Source organism: Methylobacterium amylolyticum (assembly GCF_030700245.1).
Taxonomy (GTDB): domain Bacteria; phylum Pseudomonadota; class Alphaproteobacteria; order Rhizobiales; family Beijerinckiaceae; genus Methylobacterium.
Map to the genome: position 1 here is coordinate 1 of NZ_JAUYZI010000092.1, position 11,789 is coordinate 11,789.

Sequence of the window (11,789 nt, forward strand, 5' to 3'; positions counted from 1 at the left end):
GAGGGGCTGGCGGGTCTGCGCGACCGCCAGGCACCGGGCCGCTCCGCCAAGCTGACGCCCGAGCAGAAGCAGCAACTGGCGGCCCTGGTCGAGGCGGGGCCGGACGTCGACAAGGATGGCGTCGTGCGCTGGCGCCGGGTCGACCTGCAGGCGCGGATCAAGGAGTTGTTCGGGGTCGAGATGCACGAGCGCACGGTCGGCAAGCACCTGGCGGCACTGGGCTTCGTGCGGCTGTCGGTGCGCCCGCAGCATCCCAAGGCCACCGACGAGACCCAGCAGGCTTTTAAAAAAACTTCGCCGCGCGCGTGGCGGAGATCCTGCCCGAGCCCGCCCGCGACAAGCCGCTCGAGATCTGGTTCCAGGACGAGGCGCGCGTCGGCCAGCAGGGCACGCTGACGCGGGTCTGGGCGCGCAAGGGCACGCGCCCGCGGGCGCCGCGCGACCAACGCTACAAGTGGACGTATGTGTTCGGGGCGGCCTGCCCAGCGCGCGGCACCAGCGCGGCCCTGGTGCTGCCGACGGTCAACACCACGATGATGTCGCTGCATCTGGCTGAGATCAGCAAGCAGGTCGCGCCCGGCGCGCACGCGATCCTGGTTCTGGACGGTGCCGGCTATCACGGCACCGCCAAGACGCGCCGACCGCGTGGCCTGGTGGTCCCGGACACCATCACGTTGCTCCACCTGCCGGCCTCATCGCCCGAGCTGAACCCGATGGAGCTGGTCTGGCAGTACCTGCGCCAGAACAAGCTCGCCAACCGGGTCTTCCGCGACTACCGACAGATCGTCGACGCCTGCTGCGACGCTTGGAACTTCTTCGCCAACGACCCAGACCTCGTTACATCCATGACCTCGCGTGACTGGGCACAGGTCAACATCTAGGGCCATTGGTATCAATCCTTGTCGTGACGCGCCCGCGTCCATCCCATCGCCCGCGCGGCCTACCAGCCGCCCCTGCGGCACAGGGCGAGCAGATGGCGAAGCCGCGGATCGGGGCTTCCGCGGCGGACCATCTCGCGCCCGTTGGCGCAGGTCTGCCGGGTTCTCGCCTCACTGGGCTCGGCGCGTCGTGACCGGATGCCCCTGCGCTCGGCGTACCCGCGTTCCGCGTAGCCCCGTGCCATACCGGAGAGCACCTGCCCCTGTGCGATCATCCCCGGATCCAGGGCGCGCGCGACGGTGGGCGCCGCGATCATGAGCGCCGTTGCCAGCAACAAGGTCCGCCGCATCCTGTCCTCCTGTTCGCCGACCGGATCGGGCACGCGCCGCTCCGCGCGTCCGAAGCGGACGTTCCGCATCCGAACCGACCCGGAGGTCGGCCTGTGCCTCTCAGCGCGATGGCGTCTCGCCGTCCCCCGAAAACACCGACCGCAGCGGCGCGCGCAGGATCTTGCCGGCGGGGTTGCGCGGCAGCAGGCCGTCCCACACCACCACCCGCACCGGCACCTTGAAGGCGGCGAGCCGCGCGGCGGCGAAGGCGCGGATCTCGTCGGGCGTCGCGCGGGCGCCCTCGGCGAGGGCGACCACCGCGCCGGGCTCCTCGCCGAGCGTCGGGTGCGGCACCGGCAGCACCACCGCGTCGATCACGTCCGGGTGGGCGTAGAGGACGTTCTCGACCTCGATGCAGTGGATGTTCTCGCCGCCGCGGATCAGCATGTCCTTGATCCGGTCGACCACCGTGACGAAGCCCTCGCCGTCCACCCGGGCGAGGTCGCCGGTGCGCAGCCAGCCGTCGGAGAAAACCTCCGCCGTGGCTTGCGGGTCGTCCCAGTAGCCGCGGACGATGTTGGGGCCCCGCACGCACAGCTCGCCGACCGCCCCGGGGGGCAGGTCGCGCCCGAGGGGGTCGCGGATCCGGGTCTCGCAGACCGGCAGCGGCGGCCCGCAGGAGTCGGGGTGGGCGATGTAGTCCTCGGCCTGGTGGTGGGTGAAGGTGGCCGAGGTCTCGGTCATGCCCCAGCCGGTGGCCGGGGCGGCGTGCGGGAAGGCCTCGCGCAGGGCCCGGACGAGGTCGCCCGCGGCCGGGGCGCCCCCGTAGGTGACGGTCTCCAGGCTCGGCAGCGCGCGCCCCGCCGCCCGGGCGGCCTCGGCGAGTTGCCACGCGATGGTCGGCACGCCGCCGGCCCCCGTGCAGCCCTCGGCCTCGATCAGGTCGAGGGCGGCCGCCGGGTCCCAGCGGTGCATCATCACGAGGCGGTGGCCGCCGTAGAGCGCTCCGCCCATCGTGCCGTGGCAGCCGGTGACGTGGAACAGCGGGATGACGAGCAGCGCCGCCCGCTGCGGCGCCGCGGGGTCCGGCCGGGGCGGGGCCGCGCCCCGGCGCAGGGCCGAGCGCGCGGCGGAGTAGGGGTAGGCCATCACCGTCGTGGCCGCGGCGCGGTGGGTGCCGAGCGCCCCCTTCGGCCGCCCGGTGGTGCCCGAGGTGTAGAACAGGGTGGCGTCGTCCTCGGGGCCGAGGGGCACGTCCGGCATCGCCCGGTCGGGCAGGTCCGCCCAGGTGCCCGGCGGACCGATCAGGTCGCCGAGCGCGCGGGTGCCGGGCTCGGGCGCGGCGCGGGTGAGGAACACGGACTCCAGCGCCGGCAGCGTGTCTCGGTGCGGGTGAATCCGAAAAAAACGGTCGCCGTCGGCGACGAGCGCCCGCGCGCCGGAATGGGCCAGCGCGTAGGCGAGTTCGGGCCCGGTCCACCACGCGTTGAGCGGGGTGGCGATGGCGCCCGCGATCAGCGCGCCGTAGTAGCAGACCGGCCATTCCGGCAGGTTGCGGAGCGCGATGGCGACGCGGTCGCCCTTGACGATGCCGGCCTCCGCGAGCGCGTGCGCGACGGCGATCGCCGCCCGGTGGAAGCCCTCGAAGCTCGCGCGCTCCGCCCCGTAGACCACGAAGGTTTTTTGGCCGTGCGTGCGCGCTCTCAAGAAAACGTCGCGGAGCGTCGGCGGGGCGTGCGTCCAGACCCGGATCGGCACGCCGCGGATCAGGCGGGTCTCGATCGCGAAGGGCGAGCCCGGCGCGGTGAGTTTTTCTTCCGCCTCGCGGAAGGGGAGGGCCGGCCAATCGGGAGGCAGCGCGAACGGATCGGTCATCGGGCGATCGTCACGCCGCCGTCGATCACCAGCGCCTGCCCGGTCACGAACCGGCCGGCGGGGGAGGCGAGGAACACGGCCGCCCCCGCGATCTCGTCCGGCTCGCCGATGCGGCGCAAAGGCGCGGTCGCCGTGGTGGCGGCGAGCATCTCGGGATCCTCCCACAGGGCGCGGGCGAAATCGGTGCGGATCAGCCCCGGGCACAGGCAGTTCACCCGGACGTTGTGCGGCCCGTACTCCACCGCGTAGTTGCGGGCGAGTTGCAGGTCGGCGGCCTTGGAGACGTTGTAGGCGCCGATCACCGGCGAGCCCTTCAGCGCCCCGATCGACGAGACGATCACGATCGCCCCGTCCCGCCGGGCGATCATGCCGGGAGCGCAGAGCCGGATCAGCCAGTGGTTCGACAGCACGTTGTTGTCGAGGATCTTTTTGAACTGGGCGTCGGTGATGTCGGCGAGCGGTCCGTAATACGGGTTGCTGGCCGCGTTGCAGACCAGCACGTCCACCGGCCCGAGCCGCCTCTCCGTCTCGGCCACGAGGTGTTCCAGCTCCGCTTTGGCGGAGATGCTGGCCGGGATCGCTATCGCGCGGCCCGGGCCGTGGGCCGCCTCGATCTCGGCGACGACGGCGGCGCAGGCCTCCGCCTTGCGGGAGGAGATCACCACCCGCGCCCCGTGCTCGGCCATGCGCAGGGCGATGGCCCGGCCGATCCCCCGGGACGAGCCGGTGATCAGCGCGATCTTGCCCGTCAGGTCGAACAGCGACATCACGGCTCCTCGGCGAGCATCGCGCGGCGCAGGCGGCCCATCCCGGACAGCCAGCGCTCGGGGTCGGCGGCGCGGCGGCGGGCGTACTCCGCCACCTGCGGGTGCGGCAGGATCAGGAAGCGGCCCGCCGCCAGCCCGTCGAGGGCGGCCTCGGCGACCGCGGCGGGCGCCAGCACCCCGTCCCGGGCGGCGGCGCTCGCGGCGCCGAGCATCGCCGTGTCGACCCCCTGCGGGCAGAGGGCGGCGACGCGGATCCCGTCCTCCGCGTGGGCGATGGCGAGGTGTTCGAGGAAGGCGAGCGCCGCGTGCTTGGTGGCGCCGTAGGTCGCGCTGCCGATCTGGCTGAGCAGCCCCGCCGCCGAGACCGTGCCGAGGAAGGCGCCCCCGCCGCGGGCGAGCCAGAGCGGGACCAGGGCGCGGGCGGCGTGGACGTGGCCCATGACGTTGACCGCGAAGGACCGCGCCCACTGCTCCGGGTCGGCGGAGGTGGCGAGGTGCGGGTCGGGGTCGCGCTCCAGCACGCCGGCATTGGAGGCGTACAGGGCGATCGGCCCGACCTCCGCCTCGATCCGGGTGATCGCCGCGGACACCGCCTCCGCGTCGCCGACGTCGAGGGCGTATGCCGTGCCGCCGCGGCGGGCGGCGGTCTCGGCGGCGCCGGCCCCGTCCCGGTCGAGGGCGACCACCCGGGCGCCGCGGGACGCGGCCGCCTCGGCGAGCGCCCGGCCGATGCCGCGGGCGGCTCCCGTCACGGCGACGACGCGGCCGGACAGCTCCACCTCTAAGCCCCCGCCCGTTCGGCAAAACCCCAGGCGGCGGCGGCCAGCGCCGGCACCCGGGCGGCCATCGCGGCGGCGTGCTCGCTCGCGGCGTTGCCGGCCCGCGCCCGCGCCGCCACCCCCTGGAGGATGCCGGTGAGCCGGAACAGGTTGTAGGCGAAGTACCAGTCGAGATCGGGCACGCTCTCGCGCCCGGCGGCGCGGCAGTAGAGCGCCACCGCCTCGTCGCGGCCGGGAATGCCCAAATCCGCGAGGTCGAGGCCGCCGAGGCCGCTGCGCCCGTCGGCCGGCAGCGCCCACTGCATCAGCAGGTAGCTGAAATCGGCGAGCGGGTCGCCCAGCGTCGACAATTCCCAGTCGAGCACCGCGCTCACGCTGCCGTCGTCGGAAAAGATCAGGTTGTCGAGGCGGTAATCGCCGTGGACCACCGCGACGCCGCCCTGCTCCGGCACGGTGCGGGGCAGCCACGCGATCAGCCGCTCGACATCCTCCAGCCGGCCGTCCTCGGCGGCGCGGTACTGGCGGGTCCAGCGGTCCACCTGCCGGGCGAAGTAGTTGCCGGGCCGGCCGTAATCGCCGAGCCCGGCCGCCTCCGGGTCGATCGCGTGCAGCCGCGCCAGGGTGGCGATCATCGCCGCGTAGTGGCGGTGGCGGGCGTGCGGGGACAGGCCGGGCAGCGCCCCGTCCCAGTGCACTTGGCCGTCCACCGCCTCCATCACGTAGAAGGCCGCGCCGATCACCGCCCCATCCTCGCACAGGGCGTAGGGGCGGGGCACCGGGAAGCCCTCCGCGTAGAGGGCCGCGATCACCCGGAACTCGCGCTCCACCGCGTGGGCGGAGGGCAGCAGCGTCCCGGACGGCTTGCGCCGCAGCACATAGGCGCCCCCCGGCGTCTCCAGCCGGTAGGTCGGGTTCGACTGACCGCCGCGGAACTGCATCACGGCGAGCGGCCCGGCGAAACCCGGCACGTGCTCGCCGAGCCACGCGGCCAAGCGCGCCTCGTCGATCCGGTGGCGGGGCTCGACGGGCTTGACGCCGGTGAAGGTCGCGCCCGCGCTCATGCGCCGTCCGCGGCGTTCGAATGGCGCGCGAACTCCATGCGCGCGATCGAGCGATTGTGCACCTCGTCCGGCCCGTCGGCGAGCCGCAGGGTGCGGATCTGCGCGTAGAGCTTGGCGAGGCCGAAATCCTCCGACACCCCCGCCCCGCCATGCGCCTGGATCGCGTCGTCGATCACCCTGAGGGCAACGCGCGGGGCGGCGACTTTGATCATCGCGATTTCCAATTTGGCGCCCTTGTTGCCGACCCGGTCCATCATGTCGGCGGCCTTGAGGCAGAGGAGGCGGGTCATCTCGATGTCGATGCGGGCTTCCGCCACCCGCTGCTCCCAGACCGACTGCTCGCTGAGGCGCCGGCCGAAGGCGACCCGCGCCACGAGGCGCCGGGCCATCGCCTCCAGCGCCACCTCCGCCGCGCCGACCGTGCGCATGCAGTGGTGGATCCGCCCCGGCCCGAGCCGCCCCTGCGCGATCTCGAAGCCGCGGCCCTCGCCGAGGATCAGGTTGTCGGCGGGCACGCGCACGCCCTCCAGCACCACCTCGCCGTGGCCCTTGGGGGCGTCCTCGTAGCCGAAGACCGGCAGCAGCCGAGCCACCCGCACGCCCGGCGTGTCGAGGGGCACCAGGATCTGCGACTGCTGGCGGTGGCGGGGTGCTTGCCCGTCGGTCTTGCCCATCAGGATCGCGATCGCACAGCGCGGATCGCCGACGCCGGTCGACCACCACTTGCGGCCGTCGATGACGTAGTGCGCGCCGTCGCGCCGGATCGCGGTGGCGATGTTGGTGGCGTCGGAGGAGGCCACCTCCGGCTCGGTCATCAGGAAGGCCGAGCGGATTTTTCCGTCCATCAGCGGCCGCAGCCAGCGCGCCTTCTGCTCCGGGCTGCCGTAGCGGTGCAGCACCTCCATGTTGCCGGTGTCGGGGGCCGAGCAGTTGAAGCACTCCGAACTGATGCCGACCCGGCCCATCTCCTCGGCGCAGAGCGCGTAGTCGAGGTTCGACAGGCCGGCGCCGCGGTAGTCGTCGGTGTCGTGCTCGGGGGAGGGGGGCAGGAACAGGTTCCACAGGCCCTCGCCCCGCGCCCGGTCCTTCAGCCGCTCCAGCGTCGGGGAGGGCTCCCGGCTCGCCGCGCGCTCGGCCTTCACCGCCTCGGCGGCGGGCAGGATCTCCGCGTGGATGAAGCCGCGCACGCGCTCCAGCCAGTGTTTCTGGGATGGCGAGAGGCCGAAATCCAAGCGTCCGCTCCCTCTAAGTCCGGACCCAGGCGCCTAACGCCGCGTCCTGTCCAATCCGCGACCTCATCCTGAGGTGCCGCGCGAGCGGCCTCGAAGGAGGGCTCCAGACAACGCGCGATCCCTGGAGGGCTCCTTCGAGGCGGTCGCTCACGCGCCCGCACCTCAGGATGAGGTCGCGGGCTGGAGGGCGCTAGAGATACTTCGACCCCATCTCCCCGGCGAACCGGTCGGGCGGGCCCTCCCAGACGATCCGCGCCTGCTCCAGCACGTAGACCCGGTCGGCGTGGGGCAGCGCGAAGGTGACGTTCTGCTCGCCGAGCAGCACGGTGATCGGCGTCGTCGCCCGCATCCGCTCCAGCGCCTTCGACAGCAGCTCCAGGATGACCGGGGCGAGCCCCAGCGTCGGCTCGTCGAGGATCAGCAGGCGCGGGCGCATCATCAGGGCGCGGGCGATGGTCAGCATCTGCTGCTCGCCGCCCGAGAGGGTGCGGGCGGTCTGCCGCTCGCGGTCCTTGAGGATCGGGAACAGGTCGTAGAGCCAGTCGCGCTGCCTGTCCGCCTCCGCCCGGGTGAGGTGCTGGCCGCCGAGGTCGAGGTTCTCGCGCACGCTCAGGTCGCCGAACAGCTCGCGGGTCTCGGGCACCTGCACGATCCCGGCGCGGGCGATGGCGGCGGCCTTCTGGCCGGCGAGGTCGCGTCCGTCGAAGCGGATCGTGCCGGCATGCGGCACGAGGCCGGAGATCGCGTTGAACAGGGTCGTCTTGCCGGCCCCGTTCAGGCCGACCACCGAGACGAACTCGCCCTCGTGGACGTGGATCGAGACCCCGCGCAGGGCCTGCGCCTTGCCGTAGAGCACGTCGACGCCCGCGACGGAGAGCAGGGGCTCGCTCTTGAAGCTCGCCTCCGGCCGCGCGGCGGTCTCGATGCTGCCGCCGAGATAGACCCGGCGCACGGTCGGGTCGGCCATCACCGCCTCGGCGCTGCCCTCGGCGATGCGCTCGCCGAGGTAGAGGGCGAACACCCGGTCGACGAGGGCGGCGACGCTCTTCACGTTGTGGTCGACGAGGAGCACCGCCTTGCCCTCGTCGCGAAAGCCGCGGATCAGCTCGGAGAAGGCCGCGACCTCCGGCCCGGTGAGACCGGCGAAGGGCTCGTCGACCAGCACCACCCGGGGATCGCGGGCGATGGCCCGGGCGAGTTCCAGCCGGCGCAGGTCGGCGAAGGGCAGGGTGCCGGGCCGCCGGTCGATCACCGCCCCGAGCCCGACGCGCTCCGCGATGGCTTTCGCTCTCTCACCGACCGCAGGGTCCGCCGCCAGCCGCAGCAGGCTGTCGGGCAGCAGGGCGAGGCTGATGTTCTCCAGCACGGTCTGGCGCATCAGCGGCCGGGCGTGCTGGAACACGAGGCCGATCCCGGCGCGCGCCACCCGGTGGGAGGGCCAGCCGGCGATCTCGGTGCCGTCGAGGCGGATCGAGCCGGCGCTGGGCTTCTCCAGCCCCATCACCAGCTTCATCACCGTCGACTTGCCCGAGCCGTTCGGGCCGATCAGCCCGAGGATCTCGCCGGGGCGCAGGTCGAGGTCGACGCCCTTGACCGCGACGAGGCCGCCGTAGCGCTTGGTCAGGCCGCGCACGGTCAGGCACGGCTCGGCCGCGGCCGGGACCGCGGCCGATGAAGCCGGTGATTGGGAGCCGGGACGCACGGCGACGGTCACTGCGCCCTCCGCAGGGAGGCGAGGCCGAGCAGGCCGGTGGGCACGAACAGGATCACGACGAGGGCGACGGCCGACACCACGAAGGTCGAGAGGGCGCCGAGCGGCCGCAGCAGCTCGCCGGCCGCGATCAGGAACACGGCGCCGAGCGCCCCGCCGACGATGGTGCGCCGGCCGCCGAGCACCGCGGCGATGATCACCTGCACCCCGACCGCGGTGTCGATCAGCGTGCCGACCGAGGCGGTCCCCATGTAGAACACCACCAGCCCGCCCGCGAGGCCGGAGAAGGCGGCGCTGACGGCGAAGGCCGCGATCTTGTGCTTGGCGACGTTGAAGCCGAGCGCCCCGGCCACCACCGGGTCCTGGCCCGCCGCCTGGAGGATCAGGCCGGCGGGCGAGCGGGAGATGACGGTGAGGATCACGCCGGAGACGGCCATGAAGCCGAGCGCGAGCCAGTAGTTGGTGTTGGTGTCGATGGTGATCACGTCGGGCACGGTCAGCCCGATCTCGCCGCCGGTCACGTCGGCGAACACCACGATCATGTTCTGGAGCAGCAGCACGGCGACGAGGGTGATCAGCCCGAAATACGGGCCGCGCACCTTCAGCGCCGGCACCGCCAGCGCCAGCCCGCCGACCACGGCGAGCGCGGTGCCGGCGGCGAGGCACCAGGGGATCGGCAGCTCGTAGCGGCTGTTGAGGATGCCGGCCCCGTAGGCGCCGAGCCCGATCAGGAAGGTCGGCCCGAAATTCACCTCGCCGGCGAAGCCGAACAGCAGGTCCCAGGCCATCGCGAACACGGCGAAGTAGTAGGCGATGGTCAGGAGGCCGAGGATGTAGCCGGAGACGCCGAGCGGCAGCAGGGCGGCGGCGACGAGGATCGGCAGGGCGATCGCGAGGCCGCGGACGGGGAGGAGGGTCATGGGCTGGTCCTCCCGACGCAACGCTCCCTCCCCCCTCTGCGGGGGAGGGTGGGCCGGCCGTCAGGCCGGGTCGGGAGAGGGGAGCGACGGTTCAGGATTACGCTACGGCCTTCACCGCGGACCTGCCCTTTTCGGAAGCCGGGCTCCCCTCTCCCGACCCGCTTCGCGGGCCACCCTCCCCCGCAGAGGGGGGAGGGGGTGCCGCGAGGATCGCGCGGTGTCATCTGGAAGCGAACGGAAAGTCCCGAAACAACCATCAGCGGCGCCCCAGCAGGCCCTGCGGGCGCAGGTACATGACGGCCACGAGCAGCAGCAGCGCCGGGATCACCCGGTAGGCCGGCGAGATCAGGTAGGCTGTGGCGGTCTCGAGGTAGCCGACGACGTAGGCGGCGATCAGCGAGCCGGTGACGCTACCCAGCCCGCCGAGCACCACGATCGAGAACGCGCTCGCGGTGAGCGGGCCCACCGAGTAGGACGAGACGCCGAGGAACATGCCGAGCAGCACGCCGGCGATGCCCGCGAGTCCCCCGTAGATCGCCCAGACCGCCACGTGGACCCGGCCGAGGTCGTGGCCGAGCAGGGTGACGCCGCGGGGGTTCATGGAGGCGGCGAGCAGCACCTTGCCCGCCCGCGTCCGGTTCACGAACAGCCACAGCAGCGCGATCACCGCCCAGCAGACCGCGGCGGTGAAGAGCTGGTTCTTCGGGGTGCGCACCCCGGCGATCTCGATCACGCCCTCGATCAGCGGCCGCACGGTCTTCGGGTTGTCGGTGAAGAAGTAGGCCACGAGCTGCTGGATCATGATGCCCCAGAGCAGCGTGCCGGTCAGCACGAAGATCTCCTTCTCCGAGCCCGGGATGGCCCGGCTGCGCTCGATCGGGGCGACCACCGCGAAGTAGGTGACGAGCGCCGCCGCGAGCCCGCAGAGGGCGCCGAGCGCGGCGCCCGCGTAGGGGCCCATGCCGTACTCGGCCGAGGCGGCCCAGGCCGCCACCGCCGCCATCACCATCAGCGCCCCGTGCGAGAGGTTGAGCACCCCCGAGACGCCGAAGATCAGGGTGAAGCCCATCGCCCCGAGCGCGTAGAGCGCCGAGATCGCGAAGCCGTCGACGAGGATCTGAAGCGCGATCATCGTGAGCCCCGCCCTACTGGGCCGCCTTCACCGAGGGCGGCAGGATCACCTTGCCCTTGGCGATCGCGGCCGGCCAGACCGCGACCTGCTTGCCCGCCTGCCACTGGGCGAGCAGCCCGGTGACGAAGCCCGGCCCGTACTTGATCGAGTGGGTGAAGGGATCGTCCTTGCCGTAGAACTGGGTGCGGCCCGAGACGCCCGTCCAGTCGGTCTTCTCCAGGGCGTCGACCATCTTGTCGGCCTCCGTCGAGCCCGCCCGCCTGATCGCGTCGGCGATGTAGTGGACCTGATCGTAGGCCATGTAGCCCGCGTAGGACGGCGCGCCGCCGAAGCGCTTCGTGAACGCCTCGCCGAACGGGATCGTCTTGTCGGTCATGGCCGCGCCCGGCACGGCGAGGCTCTCGAAGACCACGCCCTCGGTGGCGCCGTTGGTGTCCTTCCAGAAGGTCGAGGCGGTGGCCTGCGAGTTCATGCCGGTCATGGCGAGCGGCACCTTCTGGTTCTGCCACTGCACGGTCGGCTGCACGCCGACATGCGAGATTCCGGTGACGATCAGGTCCGGCTTGGCCGCCTCGATCTTGTTGTAGATCGGGGTGAAGTCGCCGGTATCGGGCGAGAACCGGATGTGCTCCACCACCTTCAGGCCGACCTTCGGCAGGCATTCCTGGTAGCCGGCGTCGAGCGGGCGGGTCCAGGCCGCGTCCTCGCTCATGATCGCCGCCGTCTTCGCCTTCAGCAGGTCGACCAGCACCTCCTTGGTGCCGTCGCAGACCGATTGCGCCAGCGCGGCCGAGGTCAGGTAGCCGTGGAAGGTGTACTTGTTGCGGGCGTAGTCCTTGTGGACGGCGAGGCTGATCTCGTTCGACGCCGCGCCGGGGGTGATCATCGGCGTCTTGAGGCGTGCCGCCCAGGGCATGAGCGCCAGCACGACCTCGGAGATGTAGCTGGCGATGACGATGTTGACCTTGTCCTCGCTGACCGCGCGCTGGAAGGCGCGGACCGCGTCGGCGGCCGAGCTCTTGTCGTCGTAGGCGACCACCTCGATCTTGCGGCCCTCGACGCCGCCCGCGGCGTTGATCTCGTCGGCGGCGAGCTGCACCGCCT

The 11,789-nt window shown here is 72.5% G+C and carries 10 protein-coding genes and 1 pseudogene; 1 reads left to right on the forward strand and 10 read right to left on the reverse strand.

The features are described 5' to 3' along the window. Positions 1–881, forward strand: a pseudogene (locus Q8W71_RS31345) (IS630 family transposase); the annotation flags it as partial. A 59-nt stretch (positions 882–940) separates the two neighbouring features. On the opposite strand, the gene Q8W71_RS31350 reads toward Q8W71_RS31345, so the two are convergent. The 10 genes from Q8W71_RS31350 to Q8W71_RS31395 form a co-directional block, all read right to left on the reverse strand. Then, the gene (locus Q8W71_RS31350) at positions 941–1,261 is read right to left on the reverse strand and encodes a hypothetical protein (protein ID WP_305529274.1); all 321 of its coding nucleotides are present in this window, start codon (positions 1,259–1,261) and stop codon (positions 941–943) included. A 67-nt stretch (positions 1,262–1,328) separates the two neighbouring features. Next, the gene (locus Q8W71_RS31355; protein WP_305529275.1) at positions 1,329–3,083 is read right to left on the reverse strand and encodes a class I adenylate-forming enzyme family protein; all 1,755 of its coding nucleotides are present in this window, start codon (positions 3,081–3,083) and stop codon (positions 1,329–1,331) included. Beyond that, positions 3,080–3,850 carry an SDR family NAD(P)-dependent oxidoreductase gene (locus Q8W71_RS31360; protein WP_305529276.1) on the reverse strand — a complete coding sequence of 257 codons (771 nt, stop codon included), beginning with the start codon at positions 3,848–3,850 and terminating at the stop codon, positions 3,080–3,082. The genes Q8W71_RS31355 and Q8W71_RS31360 overlap by 4 nt, the downstream gene beginning before the upstream one ends. Then, complete coding sequence (locus tag Q8W71_RS31365) at positions 3,850–4,629, reverse strand: SDR family oxidoreductase (RefSeq protein ID WP_305529277.1); 780 nt, start codon at positions 4,627–4,629, stop codon at positions 3,850–3,852. Before Q8W71_RS31365 ends, Q8W71_RS31360 begins: the two co-directional genes overlap by 1 nt. Before the next feature lie 2 nt (positions 4,630–4,631). Further along, on the reverse strand, positions 4,632–5,690 hold the full coding sequence (locus Q8W71_RS31370; RefSeq protein ID WP_305529278.1) for a phosphotransferase family protein: 1,059 nt from the start codon (positions 5,688–5,690) through the stop codon (positions 4,632–4,634). Then, positions 5,687–6,922 carry an acyl-CoA dehydrogenase family protein gene (locus Q8W71_RS31375; RefSeq protein ID WP_305529279.1) on the reverse strand — a complete coding sequence of 412 codons (1,236 nt, stop codon included), beginning with the start codon at positions 6,920–6,922 and terminating at the stop codon, positions 5,687–5,689. Before Q8W71_RS31375 ends, Q8W71_RS31370 begins: the two co-directional genes overlap by 4 nt. Positions 6,923–7,112: 190 nt before the next feature. Beyond that, positions 7,113–8,636: an ATP-binding cassette domain-containing protein gene (locus Q8W71_RS31380; protein WP_370875595.1), complete on the reverse strand. Its 1,524-nt coding sequence runs from the start codon at positions 8,634–8,636 to the stop codon at positions 7,113–7,115. After that, positions 8,633–9,553: a branched-chain amino acid ABC transporter permease gene (locus Q8W71_RS31385; RefSeq protein ID WP_305529280.1), complete on the reverse strand. Its 921-nt coding sequence runs from the start codon at positions 9,551–9,553 to the stop codon at positions 8,633–8,635. Before Q8W71_RS31385 ends, Q8W71_RS31380 begins: the two co-directional genes overlap by 4 nt. A 256-nt stretch (positions 9,554–9,809) precedes the next feature. After that, on the reverse strand, positions 9,810–10,685 hold the full coding sequence (locus Q8W71_RS31390; RefSeq protein ID WP_305529281.1) for a branched-chain amino acid ABC transporter permease: 876 nt from the start codon (positions 10,683–10,685) through the stop codon (positions 9,810–9,812). Between the two features lie 13 nt (positions 10,686–10,698). After that, on the reverse strand, positions 10,699–11,789 hold a 1,091-nt coding region (locus Q8W71_RS31395; RefSeq protein ID WP_305529282.1), incomplete at its 5' end, for an ABC transporter substrate-binding protein.

Excerpts from the sequence above, each read along its gene's own strand:
- Q8W71_RS31385 (WP_305529280.1), bottom strand. The coding sequence starts at position 9,553 with ATGACCCTCCTCCCCGTCCGCGGCCTCGCGATCGCCCTGCCGATCCTC.
- Q8W71_RS31355 (WP_305529275.1), bottom strand. The coding sequence starts at position 3,083 with ATGACCGATCCGTTCGCGCTGCCTCCCGATTGGCCGGCCCTCCCCTTC.
- Q8W71_RS31360 (WP_305529276.1), bottom strand. The coding sequence starts at position 3,850 with ATGTCGCTGTTCGACCTGACGGGCAAGATCGCGCTGATCACCGGCTCG.
- Q8W71_RS31390 (WP_305529281.1), bottom strand. The coding sequence starts at position 10,685 with ATGATCGCGCTTCAGATCCTCGTCGACGGCTTCGCGATCTCGGCGCTC.
- Q8W71_RS31370 (WP_305529278.1), bottom strand. The coding sequence starts at position 5,690 with ATGAGCGCGGGCGCGACCTTCACCGGCGTCAAGCCCGTCGAGCCCCGC.